General features: G+C 73.2%; 20 protein-coding genes. 12 read left to right on the plus strand and 8 right to left on the minus strand.

Annotated features, from left to right (window positions below; translation table 11 throughout):
- The first annotated feature begins 10 nt into the window (after positions 1-10).
- The 5 genes from ACIGNX_RS24595 (at position 11) to ACIGNX_RS24615 (ending at position 4,815) form a co-directional block, all read left to right on the plus strand.
- Positions 11-475, plus strand: a complete 465-nt coding sequence (locus ACIGNX_RS24595) for a MarR family winged helix-turn-helix transcriptional regulator (RefSeq protein WP_396543037.1) — start codon at positions 11-13, stop codon at positions 473-475.
- 79 nt (positions 476-554) lie between these two features.
- Positions 555-1,802, plus strand: coding sequence for an MFS transporter (locus ACIGNX_RS24600; RefSeq protein ID WP_396543038.1), 1,248 nt, complete (start codon positions 555-557; stop codon positions 1,800-1,802).
- 68 nt (positions 1,803-1,870) lie between these two features.
- Positions 1,871-2,635 (plus strand): ABC transporter permease, encoded by a 765-nt coding sequence (locus tag ACIGNX_RS24605; protein WP_396543039.1) that lies wholly within the window; start codon positions 1,871-1,873, stop codon positions 2,633-2,635.
- A gap of 153 nt (positions 2,636-2,788) precedes the next feature.
- Positions 2,789-4,399 carry an ABC-F family ATP-binding cassette domain-containing protein gene (locus tag ACIGNX_RS24610; protein ID WP_396543040.1) on the plus strand — a complete coding sequence of 537 codons (1,611 nt, stop codon included), beginning with the start codon at positions 2,789-2,791 and terminating at the stop codon, positions 4,397-4,399.
- A gap of 5 nt (positions 4,400-4,404) precedes the next feature.
- Positions 4,405-4,815, plus strand: a complete 411-nt coding sequence (locus tag ACIGNX_RS24615) for a hypothetical protein (protein ID WP_396543041.1) — start codon at positions 4,405-4,407, stop codon at positions 4,813-4,815.
- A gap of 599 nt (positions 4,816-5,414) precedes the next feature.
- Here ACIGNX_RS24615 and ACIGNX_RS24620 read toward each other — a convergent pair.
- Complete coding sequence (locus ACIGNX_RS24620) at positions 5,415-6,914, minus strand: glutamate-cysteine ligase family protein (RefSeq protein WP_396543042.1); 1,500 nt, start codon at positions 6,912-6,914, stop codon at positions 5,415-5,417.
- 205 nt (positions 6,915-7,119) lie between these two features.
- Between ACIGNX_RS24620 and ACIGNX_RS24625 the strand changes: the two genes are divergently transcribed.
- Positions 7,120-7,896, plus strand: coding sequence for a TrmH family RNA methyltransferase (locus ACIGNX_RS24625; RefSeq protein WP_396543043.1), 777 nt, complete (start codon positions 7,120-7,122; stop codon positions 7,894-7,896).
- Positions 7,897-7,932: 36 nt separating this feature from the next.
- On the plus strand, positions 7,933-8,598 hold the full coding sequence (locus ACIGNX_RS24630; RefSeq protein WP_396543044.1) for a DUF2537 domain-containing protein: 666 nt from the start codon (positions 7,933-7,935) through the stop codon (positions 8,596-8,598).
- Between the two features lie 10 nt (positions 8,599-8,608).
- Here the strand turns inward: ACIGNX_RS24630 and ACIGNX_RS24635 are convergent, their stop codons facing one another.
- Both ACIGNX_RS24635 and ACIGNX_RS24640 read right to left on the minus strand, forming a co-directional pair.
- Positions 8,609-10,465, minus strand: coding sequence for an ABC transporter ATP-binding protein (locus ACIGNX_RS24635; RefSeq protein WP_396543045.1), 1,857 nt, complete (start codon positions 10,463-10,465; stop codon positions 8,609-8,611).
- Positions 10,462-12,225: an ABC transporter ATP-binding protein gene (locus tag ACIGNX_RS24640; RefSeq protein ID WP_396543046.1), complete on the minus strand. Its 1,764-nt coding sequence runs from the start codon at positions 12,223-12,225 to the stop codon at positions 10,462-10,464. The genes ACIGNX_RS24635 and ACIGNX_RS24640 overlap by 4 nt, the downstream gene beginning before the upstream one ends.
- A 92-nt stretch (positions 12,226-12,317) precedes the next feature.
- Between ACIGNX_RS24640 and ACIGNX_RS24645 the strand changes: the two genes are divergently transcribed.
- Positions 12,318-12,557: a hypothetical protein gene (locus ACIGNX_RS24645; protein WP_396543047.1), complete on the plus strand. Its 240-nt coding sequence runs from the start codon at positions 12,318-12,320 to the stop codon at positions 12,555-12,557.
- An 18-nt stretch (positions 12,558-12,575) separates the two neighbouring features.
- Here the strand turns inward: ACIGNX_RS24645 and ACIGNX_RS24650 are convergent, their stop codons facing one another.
- From ACIGNX_RS24650 to ACIGNX_RS24670, 5 genes are all read right to left on the minus strand, one after another.
- Positions 12,576-13,019: a hypothetical protein gene (locus tag ACIGNX_RS24650; RefSeq protein ID WP_396543048.1), complete on the minus strand. Its 444-nt coding sequence runs from the start codon at positions 13,017-13,019 to the stop codon at positions 12,576-12,578.
- The gene (locus ACIGNX_RS24655) at positions 13,012-13,386 is read right to left on the minus strand and encodes a hypothetical protein (RefSeq protein WP_396543049.1); all 375 of its coding nucleotides are present in this window, start codon (positions 13,384-13,386) and stop codon (positions 13,012-13,014) included. The genes ACIGNX_RS24650 and ACIGNX_RS24655 overlap by 8 nt, the downstream gene beginning before the upstream one ends.
- A 160-nt stretch (positions 13,387-13,546) precedes the next feature.
- A complete protein-coding gene (gene sepH, locus ACIGNX_RS24660) occupies positions 13,547-14,446 on the minus strand; it encodes a septation protein SepH (RefSeq protein WP_396543050.1) in 900 nt (299 codons plus the stop codon).
- 229 nt (positions 14,447-14,675) lie between these two features.
- Entirely contained in the window at positions 14,676-15,809 is a 1,134-nt protein-coding gene (gene serC / locus ACIGNX_RS24665) for a phosphoserine transaminase (RefSeq protein WP_396543051.1), read from the minus strand.
- Between the two features lie 147 nt (positions 15,810-15,956).
- Positions 15,957-17,069, minus strand: a complete 1,113-nt coding sequence (locus tag ACIGNX_RS24670; protein ID WP_396543052.1) for a citrate synthase 2 — start codon at positions 17,067-17,069, stop codon at positions 15,957-15,959.
- A gap of 188 nt (positions 17,070-17,257) precedes the next feature.
- Between ACIGNX_RS24670 and ACIGNX_RS24675 the strand changes: the two genes are divergently transcribed.
- Genes ACIGNX_RS24675 through ACIGNX_RS24690 form a run of 4 tightly spaced genes read left to right on the plus strand, consistent with a single transcriptional unit; the run spans position 17,258 to position 20,226 of the window.
- Positions 17,258-17,560 carry an urease subunit gamma gene (locus tag ACIGNX_RS24675; RefSeq protein ID WP_396543053.1) on the plus strand — a complete coding sequence of 101 codons (303 nt, stop codon included), beginning with the start codon at positions 17,258-17,260 and terminating at the stop codon, positions 17,558-17,560.
- A 10-nt stretch (positions 17,561-17,570) separates the two neighbouring features.
- Positions 17,571-17,882, plus strand: a complete 312-nt coding sequence (locus ACIGNX_RS24680; RefSeq protein ID WP_396543054.1) for an urease subunit beta — start codon at positions 17,571-17,573, stop codon at positions 17,880-17,882.
- Positions 17,879-19,576: an urease subunit alpha gene (locus ACIGNX_RS24685; RefSeq protein ID WP_396543055.1), complete on the plus strand. Its 1,698-nt coding sequence runs from the start codon at positions 17,879-17,881 to the stop codon at positions 19,574-19,576. The genes ACIGNX_RS24680 and ACIGNX_RS24685 overlap by 4 nt, the downstream gene beginning before the upstream one ends.
- Entirely contained in the window at positions 19,576-20,226 is a 651-nt protein-coding gene (locus ACIGNX_RS24690) for an urease accessory protein UreF (protein WP_396543056.1), read from the plus strand. Before ACIGNX_RS24685 ends, ACIGNX_RS24690 begins: the two co-directional genes overlap by 1 nt.

Raw genomic sequence — 20,226 nt, forward strand, 5'->3', positions numbered from 1 at the left:
ATTTCACACGATGGGCGCAGAGATCGTGAGGTATGCTAACTACGTGGCGGAGACCGAGGCTGAAGCGGGACTGGCGAGTCGGCTGCGACTGGCCGTCGTCCGGCTCAACCGCAGGCTCCGCGCGCAGCGGGTGAACTCCGCGATCTCGCTCACCCAGGTGTCCGCGCTGTCGACGCTGCACAAGTGCGGGCCCCTGACGCCGGGCGAGCTGGCCGCCAGGGAAGGCGTCCAGCCACCGTCCATGACGAGGGTGATCGCCGCCTTGGAGGAGTACGGGTTCGCCACGCGCCGCCCGCACCCCACCGACGGCCGGCAGGCCATCGTGGAGCTGAGCGAGACGGGGCTGAGCTACATCAACGAAGAGGTGTCGGCGCGCGAGGCCTGGCTGGACAAGCGGCTGGCCGAGCTGACACCGGAGGACCGGGGCGTGCTCTCGCGCGCCGCCGAGATAATCGACAGGATGGCGGGGCAGTAACGACGTGCCGGCGTACGCGGGTGGTGCAGAGACAGAGCAGGTCCAACGCGACTCCGCCGCACCCCCGCCACGCAGCCGCATGTTCGGCTCGCTCCGCGTGCGCAACTACCGGCTCTACGCGTCCGGTCAGGTCGTGTCCCTGGTCGGGTTGTGGATGCAGCGCGTCGCCCAGGACTGGCTGGTGCTGGAGCTGTCCGACGGCTCGCCGGTGGCCCTGGGCATCGCCGCCGCGCTCCAGTTCGCGCCGACCCTGCTGCTGTCGCTGTGGGCGGGCGTCCTCGCCGACCGGATGGACAAGCGCAAGCTGCTGCTCGTGCTGGAGACCGGGCTCGGGCTCTGCGCGCTGACGCTGGGCCTGCTCGACGTCACCGGTGTGGCGCAGCTGTGGCACGTGTACGTGCTGTGCCTGCTGCTCGGCGCGGTGTCGGCGGTGGAGACGCCCGTGCGGCAGAGCTTCGTGGTCGAGATGGTCGGTCGCGACCAGCTCACCAACGCCGTCGCGCTCAACTCCATGACGTTCAACCTGGCCCGGATGGTCGGTCCGGCCGTCGCCGGCGGACTGATCATCGTGGTGGGCACCGGGTGGGTGTTCCTGCTCAACGCGATCAGCTTCCTCGGCGTGCTGCTCGGGCTGCTCCTGATGAACCCGCGCGAGCTGCACCGCGGCGAGCCCGTGCCGCGCGAGAAGGGCCAGCTGCGCGAGGGCCTGCGGTACGTGCGCAAGCGCGCCGACCTGGTGATCCTGCTGTGCCTGGTGTTCTTCATCAGCACGTTCGGGCTGAACTTCTACGTGACGCTGGCCGTGCTCGCGCGCAACACGTTCGGCGGTGACGCCAGCGCGTACGGGCTGCTGTCGACCATGCTGGCGGTCGGCACCCTGGCCGGCGCCACCCTGGCCGCCAAGCGCAGTGCCAACGGCAAGCCGCGGCTGCGGCTGCTGATCATCGGGGCGCTCGCGTTCGGCGTGCTGGAGATCGTCGCCGGGGTCCTGCCGACGATGTGGCTGACGGGCGTCGCCCTGATCCCGCTGGGCATCGCCATGATGACCTTCACGACTACCGCGAACGCCACCGTGCAGCTCGCCGTGTCGCCCGCGATGCGCGGTCGGGTGATGGGCCTGTACATGCTGGTGTTCCTGGGCGGCAACCCGGTGGGCGGGCCGGTGATGGGCTGGCTGGCCGAGCACTTCACCGGACGCGCGCCGCTGGTCGTCGGTGGCGCGGTGTCGATCCTGGCGGCCCTGGTCGGCGGGTTCGTGCTGGCGCGGCGGGGCGGCCTGAAGCTGCCGACGCACCGCCTGGGCCTGCGTCGCCGTGCCCGCGTCTGACCCGCCCGACCCGTTCCCCGGGGGTCCGGCTCGCGGCGGCTCCGGGCGTCGCGGTCGACAATGGGCGCGTGGTCATCGCGACGGACTGGGTCCGGCTGCTCGTCGTCTGCCTGGTCTTCACCGCCGCCGCCGGTGCGGTGGTGCGGTGGGCCGGCCTGGCGTCGCCCCGCCCGGTGGTGCGCGCGGCGACCAGGGCGACCGCGCAGCTGGCCGCGGTGTCGGCGGTGATCGCGGTCGTGCTGGCGTCGCTGCCGTTGACGGCGGCGTTCCTCCTGCTGATGGCGGCCGTGGCGACGGGGACGTCCGCGGCGCGCACGAAGACCGGACGGCGGGGCGCGTGGGTCGGCGCGGCGATCCTCGGCGGCGCGGGGCCGGCGCTCGGGGTGCTCCTGGTCAGCGGGTTGGTTCCGGTGCAGGGCATCGCGCTGGTGCCGGTCGGCGGCATCCTGATCGGCGGGGCGATGACGGCCACGACGTTGTCCGTGCGGCGGGCGTTGGACACGCTGCGGGACCGGCACGGCGAGTTCGAGGCGGCGCTGGCGCTGGGGTTCACCGAGCCGGTGGCGGTGCGGGAGCTGGTGCGGCGGCCGGCGGCGGAGGCGTTGGTGCCGGCGCTCGACCAGACGCGGACGGTCGGGCTGGTGACGCTGCCCGGGGCGTTCGTCGGGATGCTCCTGGGCGGTGCGCCGGTGTGGCAGGCGGGGGCGTTGCAGCTGGTCGTGCTGCTGGGGTTGCTGGCGGTCGAGGCGGTGGCGATCGCGGTGGTCGTGGAACTGGTCGCGCGCGGGCTCGTGCGCAGGACTGGTGCGGTCGGAGAAGTTAGGCTAACCTAAGTCTCGTCGCTTCGTGGTGGGAGCGGCAGTCAGTTCGGGAACAGACGAGGTCCCGCACCCCGGGTCGTACCGCCGGGTGCGGGACCTCGTCGCGTCCGGGGGTGCCCGAAAAGTCGGGTGCCCGTCGCCCCGCCCCCGTGCCACCATCGGACCGTGTTGACAGCCAGGAAGGTCACGCTGTCGTACGGCACCAAGATCGTCCTTTCGGAGGTGGACCTCGATGTCGCCGCAGGTCAACGCCTAGGGCTCGTCGCACCGAACGGCGTCGGCAAGTCGACCCTCCTGCGCGTGCTGGCCGGCGGGCTGACCCCCGACTCCGGCACCGTCGTCGCCCGCGGGGTCGTCGCCCACCTCACCCAGGAGACCGACATCCGGCCGGGGGAGTCGTTGCGCGACCACCTCGCCCGCCGCACCGGCGTCGCCGCCGCCCAACGCGCGTTCGACGCGGCGACCGCGGCGTTGAGCGACGGCGCGGCCGGCGCCGAGGACGCCTACGCGCGGGCGTTCGACGCGTGGACTTCCTCCGGCGCGGCCGACTTCGCCGAACGCGCCGACGAGGTGTGCCAACGGCTCGGGCTGCCCGCCACGCTGCTCGACCGCCGCGGGTCCGGCGAGCTGTCCGGCGGGCAGTCGGCGCGGCTGCGGCTCGCGGCCGTGCTGCTGACGACGGCCGACGTGCTGCTGCTGGACGAGCCGACCAACGACCTCGACCTGGCCGGCCTGGAGGTGCTGGAGGCGCACGTGCTGCGCAGCCGTGCCGGGATGGTCCTCGTCAGCCACGACCGCGAGTTCCTGGCCCGCACCACCACCGCGATCGCCGAGCTGGACGAGTTCGGCCACGGGCTCACCGTGTTCGGCGGCGGGTGGGACGCGTACGTGGAGGAGCAGGCGCGGGCGCGCCGGCGGGCGCGGGAGGAATACGAGACCTACGCCGCCAAGCGCGACGCGTTGACGCAACGGGCCCGGCAGGCGCGCGAGTGGTCGCGGCAGGGCGTGCGGCGCAACGCGAAGTCCGACGAGAGCGACAAGAACATCAAGTTCGCCCGCAAGCAGGGCGCGGAGAACCTCGCCGGCCGGGCGTCCACTGTGGACCGTCAGTTGGCGCGGCTGGAGGAGGTCGAGGAGCCGCGCGAACCGTGGGAGCTGCGGTTGACGCTGCCCGGCGCGGGACGCGGGAGCCAGGTCGCGTTCACGTTGCGCGGGGCCGTGGTCAGCCGGGGCGACGTCACGCTCGGCCCGGTGGACCTGACGGTCGGGGCGGGGGAGCGGTGGCGGATCACGGGACCGAACGGCTCCGGCAAGTCGACGCTGCTGGGGGCGTTGCTCGGCCGGTTGCCGCTGGTGGCGGGCGAGCGTAGCCAGGGACCCGCCGTGGTGGTGGGCGAGGTCGACCAGGTGCGGGCGGACTTCGCGGTGCCGGAGCCGGTGCTGGAGGTCGTGACCGGGCTGACCGGGCTCGCGGACGTGGAGGCGCGGACGCTGCTGGCGAAGTTCCGGGTCGGCGCGGACGCCGTGCTGCGGCCCGCGCGGACGCTGTCGCCGGGCGAGCGGACCAGGGCCGGGTTGGCCGTGCTGCAGGCGCGCGGGACCACGTGCCTGGTGCTGGACGAGCCGACCAACCACCTCGACCTGGCGGCGATCGAGCAGGTGGAACAGGCGTTGCAGGGGTACGGGGGCACGCTGCTGCTCGTCACCCACGACCGGCGGTTGGCGTCGGCGGTGGGGGTTGACCACACGTTGGACGTGCGGAGCCTGGCAAGATAGGGAGCATGGGCACCGAGGAGGACTGGCCGATCGAGCAGACGTGGTCGCTGCGCAACACCCACTGGCACGCCTACGTGGAGCACACCTCACTCGACCACGCCTCCCCGCGCGCCGAGCGGCTGGAGCGGACGCCGGAGGAGGTCCTGACCACGCCGGCCGAGGTCGCCGCGTGGCTGGAGGTCAACCTGCGCAGCGCCACGAAGCCCGAGGAGGCCGGGAAGAAGCGCACGAAGGACGAGCGCGACTTCTCCGACTCGAACCGGGTGCACACGTCGCTGGCGTCGGCGGGCGAGAGCATCTACACGGGTGTGAAGGGCATGCTGACCCTCGCGGTGGAAGCGGTGACGCCCGAGGAGTGCCGCAGCTCCCACGACGGCGCCGACGTAGCCCCGCTGAAGGCCGGGCGTCGTCGCTGACCAGCGGGTATGGTGGGTGGCGACGGTTCGGGCGGATGGTCTGAAGATCACCCGAACGCGCGAATGCGGCGGCGGCGGGGATCAATGGTAAGGCCGAAAACGTTGCCGAAAGAATGAAGGCGCGCCGCTCGGCCCGACCTGTGCTTCCGGGCCTGTGAGTCCGGGACGGGGCCTGGGTGACCGCCACACCCAGGCCGGCTGAGGGTCGCCGCCGGCCGGGGACGCGGGGGACGCCTGGGTCCGGCTCGGGTGAAGCCCGTCACGGGCAGTACGTCCGCGAACGCGGCGCGGTCGGTCGAACCGGCGCGGTCGGTCGGTGAACCCCGTGGCGAGAGACGATCCGGCGGATCCGGCTGCGAGCGCGGAGGGCGCGGACCCGGCTGCGAGCGCGCAAGGGACTAGAGCGCGGAGGGGACCAGAGCGCGGCTGCGCGGGTCCCGGCTGGGAGCGGGGCGCGGCTGGGCGGGTCCGGGGCGGTGGCGGGTGAGGTGGACGTGGTGGGGATGCCCGCCGGGTGGTGGGAACGAGGTGCGGTCCGGGTCCGGCGGGCGATCGACGGGTGCGGTGGGGGTCGAGGTGGGGCGGGGGCGTGACGGGGGTTAGACGCCCACCGGCCAGGTGTGGACCGGTTCGCCGAGGTGGGAGAGTTCGACGTACTTCGCCAGCATCCCGGCCAGCGCCGCGTCCCGGTCCGCCCCCCGGTCCTCCAGCAGGGTCACCGTGTCGCGTTGCCACTGCGACCCCGTCCGCCGCGTCAGACACCGCGCCTCGATCACGCCCAGGTACCGCTCCCGCGCCTCGTCCGACACCCCGCACGCCGCCAGCCCCTCGTGCGCCAACGGCAGCAGGCGGCGCAGCACCAGTTCATCCGCCGGCACCCACCCGATCCCCGGCCAGTACAGCTGCGAGCCCATCCCGTGCCGCGACCCGGCGTACAGGTTCTCCTCCGCCGCGTGGAACGACATCTGGCTCCACAGTGGACGCTCCAAAGTGGTCAGTGCCCGCTGCGCGCCGTAGAAGAACGCCGCGTTCGCCATCGTGTCCAGCACCGTCGGCCCGGCCGGCAGCACGCGGTTCTCCACGCGGAGGTGCGGGACGCCGTCCACGACGTCGTACACGGGCCGGTTCCAGCGCCACACCGTGCCGTTGTGCAGCCGCAGCTCGGTCAACGACGGCGTCCCGCCCGACCCCAGCACGTCCAACGGGTCCTCGTCGCCGGTCTCCGGGAGCAGCGCCGGGAAGTACCGCACGTTCTCCTCGAACAGGTCGAAGATCGACGTGATCCACCGCTCCCCGAACCACACCCGCGGCCGGACGCCCTGGTTCTTCAGCTCCTGTGACCGGGTGTCCGTGGCCTGCAGGAACAACGGGATGCGGGTCTCGTGCCACAGCGCCCGCCCCAGCAGGAACGGCGAGTTCGCCGCGATCGCCACCTGCACCCCGGCCAGCGCCTGCGCCGCGTTCCAGTGCGCCGCGAAGTCGTCCGGGGCCACCTGCAGGTGCAGCTGCACGGACGTGCAGGCCGCCTCCGGCATGATCGACTCGGCGTAGCTGGACAGCCGCTCGCCCGCCCGCCCGGGCAGGGGGGCGCCCTCCATCGACAGCACGACCTCCTCCCCGCGCGCCGCGAGGATCCGGTCGTTCAACGTCGTGTACCGGGGCTGCTGCGACAGCCACCGCCGGTCGAAGTGCTCCTGCCGCAACGTCGGCAGCACCCCGATCATGACGATCGACGTGCCCGCGTCGTGCGCCTTCACGTCCGCCGACGCCAGCGTGGACACCAGTTCCTTCTCCAGGTCCAGCGTCTCGTCACCGGCCAGCTCGCGCGGCGGGACGTTGACCTCGAGGTTGTGCTGCCCGAGCTCCAGGGTGAACGACGGGTCGTCGATCTTCTCCAGCACCTCGGAGTTCGCCATCGCCGGCCGACAGGCCCCGTCGACCAGGTTCAGCTCGATCTCCAGCCCCATCTGCTGCCTCGGGAAGGAGAAGCTCTCCTCCGCCAGCATGGTTCCCAGCGCGTCCATGCACCGCTGCATGCGCTCGCGGTAGCGCCGGCGGTCCTCCCTGGTGAACGTCCGACTGGACACATCAGTACCCATGCCGCCTCCCAATCGGTAGGGCTGCTCCGGCGGGCTCAGCGGAGGCCAACCGTGACACAGCGCGACCGTGCCCGCCAGCGGCCAAATCGGTGCTCTCTGTCACATGGCGGTAACAATGAGCGAGAATGTGCTGGTCGTGGGCTTGCGCTCGCACGCCACGAACTGTGAGCGGTGCTCACCTGTCACCAGGTGGGACACTGCACGCGTGATCGAGATCGACGACCCGGCGGACCCCCGGCTGGACGACTTCCGGGACCTGTCGACGGCCGACCGGCGTCCCGACCGTCCCGGCGGGCGCGGACTGGTGATCGCGGAGGGCGTCGTGGTCGTCGAACGGCTGCTCGCCTCCCCCTACCCGGTGCGCTCGCTGCTCGGCGTGCGGCGGCGGGTGGAGGCGCTGGGCGAACTGCCCGCGCCCGCCTACGTCACGTCCGCCGAGGTGATGGCCGAGGTGGTCGGCTTCCACCTCAACCGCGGCGTGCTGGCCGCCGCCGACCGCGCGCCCCAACCGGACCTGGCCGACCTCGTGGCCTCCGCGCGGCGGCTGGCCGTGCTGGAGGGCGTCGGCGACCACGAGAACCTGGGCGCGCTGTTCCGCAACGCCGCCGCGCTCGGCATCGACGGGGTGCTGCTCGGCCCGGGGTGCAGCGACCCGCTGTACCGGCGCAGCGTCCGCGTCTCGATGGGCCACGTGCTGCGCGTGCCGTTCGCCTCCGCGCCGAACCTCCCCGAAGCGTTCGACCTGCTGCGCCGCAACGGGTTCGCGGTCGCCGCGCTCACGCCCCGGGCGAACGCGGCCGGCCTCGCCGACGCCGGGTTGCGCGGCCGCAAGGTCGCCGTCCTGCTCGGGTCGGAGGGCCCCGGCCTCACCGAGGAGGCCATCGCGGCCGCCGACGTGGCCGTCCGCATCCCCATGGCGGAGGGCGTGGACTCGCTGAACGTGGCGACCGCCGCCGCGATCGCCTTCTACGCGATCGCCTGAACGCGCTACGTTCTCACCGAGCAGAGGAGGACGCAGGTGGAACTGCGGGTGCAGGACGGCCGGGCCGTGCTCGCGGGCCGCGACGACGCGGGCGAGCGGGAAGTCGACCCGCACACCCTCCCGCTCGGAGCCGGTCTCGCCGACGCGCTGCACGAGTGGGCGAAGGTGGCGGACGCGGTGGCACGGGCGGAGACGCCCTCGGACGATGCGGCGAGCGCCCTCGTGACCAGGCGGGGACGTCAGTTGGCGGGGAGGTTGGCGGCGGACATGGGCACTCCGGTGGAGTACACGGACCCGGTCACCGGTGAGGTGGTGGTCGTCCCGGCCGACGAGGCGGACCGACCCGAGGGCGGCCCGCGGGACGCCACCCCGGAGGGCTCGGAAGACGACCCCGAACACCCCTCCGGGCACGGTGACGGCGAGGCGGAACCCCAGGAGCCGACCCCCTGGGGCACCGGGCTCACCGTCAGCTTCATCGTCGCCGCCGTGGTGGCGTTCACCGTCTACACGCTGTCCGTCGGGCTGGGCGAGACCAGTCCGTGGCTCGCGCTGCTGGCGAACGTCCTGGTCGTCGGCGGCATCACCCCGTCGGTGTGGCTGGCGCGCAACGTGCCGGTGTGGCGGTGGGTGGCCTACGGCGTGGTGGCCGGCGTCCTCGCCGCGTGGCTCTCCCTCCTGCTCACGACCGTTCTGGCGCCTTAGGCCAGGCGCCCTAGGCCAGGGAGTCCCGCCACGCCGTGTGCAGCGCGGCGAACCGGCCGCGCCCGCCGATCAGCTCCTCCGGCGCGCCGTCCTCCACCACCCGGCCGCCGTCGAGCACCAGCACCCGGTCGGCGATCAGCACGGTCGACAGCCGGTGCGCGATGATGAACGCCGTCCGCTCGGCCAGCACGGTCTCCAGCGCGCGCTGCACCGCGCGTTCCGTCGGCACGTCCAGGCTCGACGTGGCCTCGTCGAGCACCAGCACCGCCGGGTCGGCCAGGAACGCCCGCGCGAACGCGACCACCTGCCGCTGCCCCGCCGAGAGCCGCCCACCGCGCTTGCGCACGTCGGTGTCGTAGCCCTCCGGCAGCGCCCGGATGAACTCCTCCGCGCCCACCGCCCGGGCCGCCGCCTCGACCTCCTCGCGGGTCGCCGACGGCCGGCCCAGCGCGATGTTGTCCAGCACGGTCCCGTCGAACAGGAAGTTCTCCTGCGTCACCATGACCACCGCGCGCCGCAGCTCGGCGTCGGCCACCGACCGCAGGTCCACCCCGTCGAGCCGGACCGCGCCCGCCGACGGGTCGTAGAACCGGGCCACCAGCTTCGCCAGCGTCGACTTGCCCGCGCCGGTCGCGCCGACCAGCGCCACGGTCTGCCCCGCGGGCACGGTCAGGTCGAACGGCGGCAGCACGACCGGCGTCGAGTCGGAGTAGCGGAACTCGACCCCGTCGAAGTGGACCGCGCCCTTGACCTCGCCCAGCGGCGTGGGCTCCTCCGGCTCGCGGACCTGCGGCCGCTCCTCCAGCAGACCGGAGATCTTCTCCAGCGCCGCGGTGGCCGAGGCGTAGGCGTTGGCGAACATGGCGAGCTGGTCGAACGGGTCGTAGAACCGCCGCACGTAGAGCGTGAACGCGGCCAGCACGCCCAGTTCGAGCTGCCCGTTCGCGACCCGCACCGCGCCCCAGGCGAGGATCACGGCCAGCGACACGTTGCCGATCACCCGCACGAGCGAGGTGAACGCCGCCATCACGCCCATCGCGTCGGTGTTGGCGTCGCGGAACCGGGTGTTCAGCTCGCCCATGATCTTCTCGTTGCGCCGCTCCCGCCGGAACGCCTGCACCGCGCGGATGCCGTTCATGGTCTCCACGAACTGCACGATGATCTTCGCGATCGCGCCGCGGGTGTGCCGGTAGGCCCGGCCGGAACGGCGGCGGAACCAGCGCGTGAGCAGGATCAGCGGCAGGAAGCCCGACAGCACGACGAGGGCCAGCGGCACGTCGAGGTAGAGCAGCACGACCGAGATGCCCAGCAGGGACAGCATCGAGGTGAAGAAGCCGTCCAGGCCCTCCTCGACCAGGTCCTGCAGCGAGTCGACGTCGCTGGTCAGCCGCGAGATGACCTTGCCGGAGGTGTACTTCTCGTGGAACGACACCGACAGCCGCTGCGCGTGCCGGAACACCCGTTCCCGCAGCACCAGCAGCACGTCCTGGCCGATGCGCCCGGTGAGCCGGACGAACGACCAGCGCAGCAGCGTCGCCGAGATCGCCGCGGCCACGTAGCCGCCGACGCACCAGGCGAGCGCCCCGGGGCGGCCGTCGAGCGCGGCCGGGACGCCGGAGTCGATCGCCGCCGCGATCAGCAGCGGGCCGGCGAGGTTCACCGCGTTCTCCGCGACCACGATCACCAGCGCGAGGATCGCGGCCCTGGTGTGCGGGCGGAGCAGTTCGCCGAGCAGGCGGCGGGAGCGGGCCTGGAGCTTCACGCCGGTGGCGTGATCCAGGTCCTCGACGTCCTCGGCGGCGACCCCCCGCCAGGCCTCCTCGTCGACGTCCTGGCCCGGGTTCGGCTGGTGGTCGGTCGCGGTCACGCCGCCACCTCCTCGTCCTCCATCGTGGACAACAGGTTCCGGTATGCCTCGTTGCCGGCCAGCAGCTCGGCATGCGTGCCGGTGGCCGCGATCCGGCCGTCGGCCAGCATCGCCACCCGGTCGGCCAGCTGCACCGTGCTCGGGCGGTGCGCGACGACCAGCGCCGTCACGCCCTTGAGCACGCGCCGCAGCGCGGCCTCCACCTCCGCCTCGGTGTGCACGTCCAGCGCGGACAGCGGGTCGTCCAGCACCAGCACCGCCGGGTGGCCGGCGACGGCCCGCGCCAGGGCCAGGCGCTGCCGCTGACCGCCCGACAGGGACAGGCCCTGCTCGCCGATCCGCGTGTCCGCGCCCCACGGCAGGGCGTCCACGAACTCCTCCGCCCTGGCCACCCGCAACGCCTCCCGCACCCGCGCCCCGTCCACGTCCCGCGCCCCCAGCGCCACGTTCTCCGTGACGCTCGCGGAGAACAGGATCGGCTCCTCGAACGCCGTGCCGACCACGCGGCGCAGCTCGCCCAGGTCGAGGTCGCGCACGTCGACGCCGTCGAGCGTGACGCGGCCCGCCGTGACGTCGGCCAGCCGGGGCACCAGCGCGGTGACGGTGGTCTTGCCCGAGCCCGTGGCCCCGACCAGCGCGACCGTCTCGCCCGGCAGGATCTCCAGGTCGAGGCCGCGCAGCACCTCCCGGTCCGAGCCGGGGTGGTGGTAGCCGACGCCCTCGAACCGGACGTGACCGCGGACCGGGGAGGTGAGCGGTCGCGGCTCCGGCGGGCTGGTCACGGTTACCTCGGCGTCGATGACCTCGAAGAACCGCTCCAGCGCGGACGCGGTCGAGTTCGTCTCCGCCAACAACCACCCGATCGAGTCGATCGGCCAGCGCAGGTAGGCGCTCACCGTGACGGCCGCGACGAGCGTGCCCACGGTGACCGAGCCGTTCGCGATGCCGATCGAGCCGAACGCCAGCTGACCCGCGATGCCCAGCTCCGGCAGCACGATCAGCACCGCCCACAGCGCGGCGAAGATCCGCACCTTCGCGATCTCGGTGTCGCGCAGCTCGCGCGCCTGCCGGATGAACCGCTTGGTCAGGTGCGGGCCGCGGCCGAACGCCTTCAGCACCCGGATGCCGAGGACGGACTCCTCGACCACGGTCGTCAGGTCGCCGGACTGGTCCTGCGCGCGGCGGACCACGACCTTGAACCGCGACTCGAACAGGTACGACAGGGCGATCAGCGGCAGCGTGCAGGCCAGCACGACCAGGCCGAGCACCGGCGAGAGCCAGAACAGCACGCCCAGGCCCGTCAGCACGACCAGCGTGTTCACCACCAGGAAGATCACCGCGAAGCCGACGAACCGGCGCACCTGCGTCAGGTCGGTCGTGGCGCGGGACAGCAGCTGCCCCGACTGGTAGCGGTCGTGGAAGGCGACCTGGAGGCGTTGCAGGTGGTGGTACAGCCGCGCCCGCATCCGCGCCTCGACGTCCGACGCCGGTCCGGCGATCAGCTTGCGGCGGGCGTAGAACAGGCCGGCCTCGGCGCAGCCCAGCGCCACGACGACGCCCACGAGCAGCGGCAACGCGCCCAGGTCGCGGTCGGCGATCGGGCCGTCCACGATGCGTTGGGTGATCAGCGGGATGCCCAGCCCGCACAGCATCGCCAGCATGGTGGCGACCATCGCCAGCACGACTGGGGTGCGAACGGGCTTCAGGTACGGCCACAACCTGCGCAGCGTGGCCGCTGTGGAAGTACGGTCTTCCGACACGAGTCCCCCTCCGGTCCACCCCCGACGGTACGAAGGGTGACCGACGATCGGCATCCTGTTTTCGCGTCTTCGACCCTGCAGTCTCGAGTGAGGTGGAGGTCAAGGTGGAGGTGGCGTTCCTGCGAGCCGAGGCGACCATGGCGTTCCCGCGCGGGCGGTTGCTGGCGGTGCGCGGCGGTCGGTTGCACGTGCTCGCGCCCGACGGGTGGGACGTGGCCGGCGGGCCCCGGCCCGAGGGCGCGCGGCCCATCAGCCGGGAGGAGGCGGTCGAGTGGTGCCGGTTCGAGGGGTTCGACGAGGAGGTGCTGGACGCGGTGCCGACACCCGGCTGACGGCGGCCGGGTGGGGCGTCAGCGCTTGCGGAGGAGGGCGGGGGCGGTGAGGAGGCCGGCGACGCCGTAGCTCGCGCCCGCGAGCAGGGTCAGGACGGTCCAGCGGTCACCCAGGCCGGTGAGCTGGTCGGGGAGCCGGAAGTAGTGCGCCAGGCCCAGCAGGATCGGACCGACCAGGATGATCGGCCACACCGGGCGCACCTTCAGCAGCCACAGGACCGGGCCCGCGAGGAGGGCGCTGAACAGCAGCGCGATCGGCAGGCCGATCACGACCAGCAGGATGAACTCGCCGAACGTGGTCTCGTTCACCACCCGGTCGAGCACGCCGCTGCGGTAGGCCCAGATCCAGGCGACCAGCAGCGCGGAACCGACGAAGGCCGAGATCACGACGCGCAGCAGCACCTTCATCGCGAACCCGCCCGCGGTCGGGCGGTGGGTCCGGGGACCGGTGGCGTCAGTCACGGGCGGAAGTGTGGCCGACGGGGTGCCGCGCTGTCACCGGGGCGGCCAGCACGAAACCGATGGCGCCGGCGGCGACGGAACCCGCCGGGATCGAGACCCACACGGTCAGCAGGGTCAGGACGGCGGTGAAGGTGACGCCCACGGCGGCGAAGCCGAGCGGGCGGTCCTGGTGGGCGGCCCGGAGGACCGGCCAGGCGATGAGGATGCCGACGACCAGGCTCACCGGCATGGCGAGCAGGCCCAGGGCCAGGCAGTCCCAGTCGTCGGTGGAGCAGACGGCCCCCGAGGCGATGAACTCGCGCAGACCCCACCAGGCGGCTCCCAGGACTGCGCCCAGGGCGGCTCCGGATACCAGTCGTCCCAGCATGGCCGGCGGATACCCGGGCGGTTACGCGCGGTAAACGCGTGGGTGGTGCCGCGGCTCGGGGTGCTGTTCGGCTCGACGCGATACGGGTGCGGGACGACACGTCGTCCCGCACCCGTGTCACACCGGGCCTGGTGGGTCGGCTTCCCCGGACGTGCCTGGATCAGCCCCTGGTGGAGCGGACGCCCAGGAGGACGTCTTCCCAGGAGGGCACGATCGGGTGGTTCTTCTTGCCCCGCTTCGGAGGTGGGTCCTTGCGGGGTGGTTGCTGCTTGGTCGCGGTGGCGGCCGGTTGCTGGGGGACCGGTTCCTCGGCCGCGGCCGGGGTCGGTTCCGGCGTCGGCTGCGGTTCCGGGGCCGCCGGAGGCGGGGGCGGCGGAGCCGGCTCCTCGCGGACGAGGATCTCCGGTTCCGGTTGCTTCTCCAGCTCCAGGGCCTGGCGGGCCAGTTGGGTCACCGGGCGGACCGTGCGCAGGGTGCGGTTGGGGTTCGGGTCCATCAGCTCCATGGCCCCGTCGTCCAGCGCGGTCACCGTGCCGCCCTGCGCGCCCGGGTGGAACGCCCAGTGCGCCAGGTTGTCCGAGCGGCCCGCCGTCCAGTGCAGCTGCACGACCCACCGGCCGTCCTCGCCGCGCCAGGAGTCCCAGCTCACGTCGGCGTAGTCCTGGCCGCGCAGGCCGAACGAGTGCGCCACGACCTCGCCGAGGGTCTGCACGTCCGGGCCGTCCTCGCGGACCGGGTGGGCCCGCTGGGCCAGCTCGGCGGTGCGGGAGCGCTCCAGCAGCACGGGGTAGGCGTAGCGCTCGACCCGGTGCACCGGCAGGCCCGCCGCCGCCGCGACCTGGGCCACGGACTCGCCCGCCCGGATGCGCGCCTGGATCTCCCGGGGCCGCATCTGGCTCTCGACCTCGATCTCGATCTGGCCGAGCCGGGTCAGGTCGCCGCGTGCCGCCGCGCGCAGCCGTTCGTCGGCGGGGAGCACGAAGCGCTCGCCGCGATCCGGGTCCTCGAGGATGACGGACTTGCCGTCGTCTTCGAGCCCGATGACTCGCAACGCTCGCATCATGGCCTCCCGGATGGCTCACCTCGCCGAGTACTCACGTTAATGCGGCGTGCCGCCTTGACGGTGGAGACTCGCCGCGTCACCGATATCTTCGTGTGATCTTGCCGTATGTCGGCGGGGTTCGCACGTCCGTTACCCCGAGGTTCACCTCGGGGGTCGGTGGATGAGGTGGGTGCGGCTTTCCGAAGTGCCGGGCGGGGTGCCGCCCGCAGGCGGCACCCCGGTGCGGTCAGAGCTGGGAGACGACCCAGTCGACGGCCTTGGTCAGCGTGCTGACGTCGGTCGGCTCGACGGCCGGGAACATGGCCACGCGGAGCTGGTTGCGGCCGAGCTTGCGGTACGGCTCGACGTCCACGACGCCGTTCGCGCGCAGCACCTTGGCGACCGCGGCGGCGTCCACCGAGTCGTCGAAGTCGATCGTGCCGACGACCTGGGAGCGGTGGGCCGGGTCCGCCACGTACGGGGTGGTGTAGGAGGTCGACTCGGCCCACGAGTACAGGCGCGAGGACGAGTCGGCGGTGCGCTCCACGGCCCACTGGAGGCCGCCGTTGCCCAGGATCCACTGGATCTGGTTGTCGAGCAGGAACAGGGTGGCCAGGGACGGGGTGTTGTAGGTCTGGTCCTTGGTGGAGTTGTCCAGGGCCGTGGTGAGCGACAGGAACTCCGGGACCCAGCGGCCCGACGCGCCGATCTCGGCGACCCGCTCCAGCGCCGCCGGGGACATCAGGGCGATCCAGAGGCCGCCGTCGGAGGCGAAGCACTTCTGGGGCGCGAAGTAGTAGACGTCGAAGTCCGCCGGGTCGACGGGCAGGCCGCCCGCGCCGGAGGTGGCGTCGATGGCGACCAGCGCGCCGTCGGAGCCCGCGGGGCGGGACACGGGCACCGCGACACCGGTCGAGGTCTCGTTGTGGGCCCAGCCGACCAGGTCGGCGCCCTCGGCGTAGGTGATCCCGGGCGCGCTGCCCGGGTCGGCCTTGACGACGATCGACTCGCCCAGGAACGGCGCGTCGTTGGTGACCTTGGCGAACTTGGAGGAGAACTCGCCGTAGGTGAAGTGCTGGGCGCGCTCCCGGACCAGGCCGAAGGCGGCGGCGTCCCAGAACGCGGTCGTGCCGCCGTTGCCCAGGACGACCTCGTAGCCCTCGGGCAGCGAGAACAGCTCGCGCAGACCCGCGCGGACCGAGCCGACGAGGGACTTCACCGGCTTCTGGCGGTGGGAGGTGCCCATGAGCGCGGCGCCCTCGGCCGCGAGCGCCGCGAGGGCCTCGGGGCGGACCTTGGAGGGCCCGCACCCGAACCGGCCGTCGGACGGCAGCAGGTCGGAGGGCAGGACCAACGTGGTCGGGTCGGCGGTCTGGGTCATCGCGAAGCCTCCGGTTACGGGGAGGGGGTCGGCACGACCGGCGCCGTTGCCGGGGTCACCAGTGTTGCAGCAGCGTGGCCGGGCGGTGACAGGCGGGTGTCCCTGGTCACCCCACCCGGGGTGGAAACGCCCAGTTCGCCCGGGTCGTCAGGCGATCCGCTCCCAGCCCTGCACCTCGGACGGCTTGCGGGGGCCGGGGCCGACGTACTTGGCCGACGGGCGGACGAGGCGGCCGGTGCGCTTCTGCTCCAGGATGTGCGCCGACCAGCCCGCCGTGCGGGCGCACGTGAACATCGCGGGCATCATGTGCGGCGGGACCTGGGCGAAGTCGAGGATCACGGCGGCCCAGAACTCGACGTTGGTCTCGATCGCCCGGTCGGGGCGGCGTTCGCGCAGCTCGGCCAGGGCGGCCTGCTCCAGGGCGTCCGCGGCCTCGTAGCGGCTCGCGCCCAGCTCCCGGCACGTCCGCCGCAGCACGCGGGCGCGCGGGTCCTCCGCCCGGTACACGCGGTGGCCGAAGCCCATCAGGCGCTCGCCCCGGTCGAGCACGCCCTTGACGAACGCCCGCGCGTCGCCGGTGCGCTCGACCTCCTCGATCATCGGCAGCACGCGGGCGGGCGCGCCGCCGTGCAGGGGGCCGGACATCGCGCCGATCGCGCCGGACATGGCCGCCGCGACGTCCGCGCCGGTGGAGGCGATGACCCGGGCGGTGAACGTGGAGGCGTTCAGGCCGTGCTCGGCGGCCGACACCCAGTAGGCGTCCAGCGCCTTGACGTGGGCCGGGTCGGGTTCGCCGCGCCAGCGGGTGAGGAAGCGCTCGGTGATGGTGGTGCACTCGTCGATGCGGTGCTGCGGCACGGCGGGGCGGCCGATGCCCCGGGCGGACTGCGCCGCGTAGGACAGGGCCATGACGGAGGCGCGGGCGAGCTGCTCGCGGGCCTGCTCGTCGGTGATGTCCAGCAGCGGCTGGTAGCCCCAGATGGGCGCGACCATGGCGAGCGCGGCCTGCACGTCGACCCGCACGTCACCGGTGTGCACGGGGATGGGGAACGGCTCGGCGGGCGGCAGGCCGGGCCCGAAGCGGCCGTCGACCAGCAGCGCCCACACGTTGCCGAACGTCACGTGCCCGGCCAGGTCCTCGATGTCCACGCCGCGGTAGCGCAGCGCGCCACCGTCGCGGTCCGGTTCGGCGATCTCGGTGCGGAAGGCGACCACGCCCTCCAGGCCCGGCCGGAAACCGTCGTCCTCGGTCTGCACCACGCTGTGCGCTCCTTGCTCTGGCGGGAGTGAAGAGTCGGGGCAACCTTGCTCCCGTTCGAACCGGCGGGCAATCACGGCCGCGCGTGTCGTCGGTCACGATCAAGGAACCGATTCAGAAGCGGTGTCGCTCGTTAAGCCCTTGTTTCGGTTCGGGGCGCGGCCGGGTTTCCCGTGGTAGACCACCGACCATGCACCTGACGCCGCACGAGCGGGACAAGCTGCTGGTCCACGTCGCGGCCGACGTGGCGCGCCGCCGGTTGGAGCGGGGCGTGGTCCTGAACTACCCGGAGGCGGTGGCGCTGATCACCGACCACGTGCTGGAGGGCGCGCGGGACGGCCGGACGGTCAGCGAGCTGATGGACAGCGGCAGGCACGTGCTGACGCGCGCGCAGGTGCTCGGCGGCGTGCCCGAGATGATCGAGTCCGTGCAGGTGGAGGCGACCTTCCCGGACGGCACCAAGCTCGTGACCGTGCATGACCCGATCGTGTGAGGAGCAGCCCGTGGTCCCTGGCGAGATCGTCACCGGCGAGGAGCCGGTCGAGCTGAACCCCGGCCGGCCGCGGACCACGCTCGTCGTGGTCAACGCGGCGGACCGGCCGGTGCAGGTGGGGTCGCACTACCACTTCGCCGCCGCGAACCCGGGGCTGAAGTTCGACCGGGAGGCCGCGTGGGGCAAGCGGCTGGACATCCCGGCGGGCACGGCGGTGCGGTTCGAGCCGGGCGTGGAGCGGGAGGTCGTGCTGGTGCCGATCGCCGGCGCGCGGCGCGTGCCCGGCCTGCGCCCGGAGTGGGCCGGGGAGCTGGACCGGTGACCGGCGTGGACCGCCGCCGGTACGCCGAGCTGCTCGGGCCGACGGTCGGCGACCGGGTGCGGCTGGCCGACACGGACCTGTTCATCGAGGTCACCGAGGACCGCAGCCGGGGCGCCGGCGCCGGCGACGAGGTGATCTTCGGCGGCGGCAAGGTGGTCCGCGAGTCGATGGGCCAGGGCGTGGCCACCCGCGCGGAGGGCGCGCCGGACCTGGTGATCACCGGCGCCGTCGTGCTGGACCACTGGGGCGTGGTGAAGGCCGACGTGGGCGTGCGCGACGGCCGGATCGTCGGCATCGGCAAGGCGGGCAACCCCGACACCATGGACGGCGTGGACCCGGCGCTGGTCATCGGGCCGGCCACGGAGATCGTGTCCGGCAACGGCAAGGTCCTCACCGCCGGCGGCATCGACTGCCACGTGCACTTCATCACCCCCGGCATCGTGGACACGGCGATCGCGTCCGGCCTGACCACGCTGATCGGCGGCGGCACGGGCCCGGCCGAGGGCACGAAGGCCACCACGGTCACGCCCGGCGCGTGGAACCTGGGCCGGATGCTCGCCTCGCTGGACCACCTGCCGGTGAACGTGCTGCTGCTCGGCAAGGGCAACACCACCCGCGAGGACGCCCTGCGCGAGCAGCTGGCCGGTGGCGCGGGCGGGTTCAAGCTGCACGAGGACTGGGGCACGACGCCCGCGGCCATCGACGCGTGCCTGCGGGTGGCCGACGAGTCCGGGGTGCAGGTGGCGATCCACACGGACACGCTGAACGAGGCCGGGTTCGTGGAGTCGACGCTGGCCGCCATCGCGGGCCGGTCGATCAACGCCTACCACTCCGAGGGCGCGGGCGGCGGGCACGCGCCGGACATCATCCAGGTGGTGTCCGAGCCGAACGTGCTGCCGTCCTCGACCAACCCGACCCGACCGCACACCGTGAACACGCTCGAAGAGCACCTGGACATGCTGATGGTGTGCCACCACCTCAACCCGTCGGTGCCCGAGGACCTGGCGTTCGCGGAGAGCCGCATCCGGCCGACCACGATCGCCGCCGAGGACGTGCTGCACGACCTCGGCGCGATCTCCATGATCAGCTCCGACTCGCAGGCGATGGGCCGGGTCGGCGAGGTGATCATCCGCACGTGGCAGACCGCGCACGTGATGCAGCGGCGGCGCGGCGGGATGCCGGACAATCTGCGCGCCCGCCGGTACGTGGCCAAGTACACGATCAACCCGGCCATCGCGCACGGCATCGACCACGAGGTCGGGTCGGTGGAGGTGGGCAAGCTCGCCGACCTGGTGCTGTGGGAGCCGAAGTTCTTCGGCGTGCGGCCGTCGGTCGTGCTCAAGGGCGGGTTCATCGCGCACGCGGCGATGGGTGACGCGAACGCGTCCATCCCGACCCCGCAGCCGGTGTTCGCCCGGCCGATGTTCGGCGCGCTGTCGGCGGCGCGCTCCAGCGTGCACTTCGTCTCCCGGGAGGCCGTCGACGCGGACCTGGCCGACGTGCTGCGGCTGGCCCGGCCGCTCGTGCCGGTCCGGGACACGCGGGGCGTCACCAAGGCCGACATGGTGCTCAACGACGCCATGCCGCGGGTGAAGGTGGACCCGGACAGCTTCGCCGTGCGCATCGACGGCGAGCTGGTCGAGCCGCAGCCGGTGGCGGAGCTGCCGATGGCCCAGCGCTACTTCCTGTTCTGATGAACCTCGCGGCGCTGATGCTCGCCGACTCCCGGTTCCCGGGGGGCGGCCACGTGCACTCCGGGGGGCTGGAGGAGGCCGTCGCGCGGCGGCTGGTGACCGACGAGGCGTCGCTGCGGTCGTTCCTGGTGGGGCGGTTGCGCACGGCGGGCGCGCTGGGCGCGGTGTTCGCCTCCGCCGCCACCCGCGGCCGGTACGCGGAGCTGGACGCCGAGCTGGACGCCCGCACGCCGTCGCCCGCGCAGCGCAACGCCTCGCGGGTGCAGGGGCGCGGGATCGCGCGGGCGGCCCGGCGGGCGTGGCCGACGGCCGCGTTGGCGGAGCTGCTGCGGGCCACGCCCCGGCCGCACCACCCCGTCATCGTGGGCGTGCTCGTGGGCGAGCCGTTCGAGGCCGCGCAGACCGTCGCCTACCACGCCGTGACGGGGCCGGCGACGGGCGCGATCCGGCTGCTGGGCCTGGACCCGTTCGGGGTGAACGCGGTGCTGGCGCGGCTCGCGCCCCTGATCGACGCGATCGCCGCGACGGCCGCCGACCACGCCGGCACCCCGCCCGGGGACCTGCCCGCGCCCGGCGCGCCCGGGCTCGACCTGCTCGCCGAAGCCCACGACCGCCACCACTCGGAAGAGGTGCGTCTCTTTGTCAGCTGA

The organism is Actinosynnema sp. NPDC053489, from assembly GCF_044544865.1.
Lineage (GTDB): Bacteria > Actinomycetota > Actinomycetes > Mycobacteriales > Pseudonocardiaceae > Actinosynnema.

What these genes read in the sequence shown, in the direction of transcription:
- ACIGNX_RS24595 (WP_396543037.1), top strand. Translation starts at nt 11, where the DNA reads ATGGGCGCAGAGATCGTGAGGTATGCTAACTACGTGGCGGAGACCGAG.
- ACIGNX_RS24600 (WP_396543038.1), top strand. Translation starts at nt 555, where the DNA reads ATGTTCGGCTCGCTCCGCGTGCGCAACTACCGGCTCTACGCGTCCGGT.
- ACIGNX_RS24615 (WP_396543041.1), top strand. Translation starts at nt 4,405, where the DNA reads ATGGGCACCGAGGAGGACTGGCCGATCGAGCAGACGTGGTCGCTGCGC.
- ACIGNX_RS24620 (WP_396543042.1), bottom strand. Translation starts at nt 6,914, where the DNA reads ATGGGTACTGATGTGTCCAGTCGGACGTTCACCAGGGAGGACCGCCGG.
- ACIGNX_RS24655 (WP_396543049.1), bottom strand. Translation starts at nt 13,386, where the DNA reads ATGCTGGGACGACTGGTATCCGGAGCCGCCCTGGGCGCAGTCCTGGGA.
- sepH (WP_396543050.1), bottom strand. Translation starts at nt 14,446, where the DNA reads ATGCGAGCGTTGCGAGTCATCGGGCTCGAAGACGACGGCAAGTCCGTC.
- serC (WP_396543051.1), bottom strand. Translation starts at nt 15,809, where the DNA reads ATGACCCAGACCGCCGACCCGACCACGTTGGTCCTGCCCTCCGACCTG.
- ACIGNX_RS24675 (WP_396543053.1), top strand. Translation starts at nt 17,258, where the DNA reads ATGCACCTGACGCCGCACGAGCGGGACAAGCTGCTGGTCCACGTCGCG.
- ACIGNX_RS24690 (WP_396543056.1), top strand. Translation starts at nt 19,576, where the DNA reads ATGAACCTCGCGGCGCTGATGCTCGCCGACTCCCGGTTCCCGGGGGGC.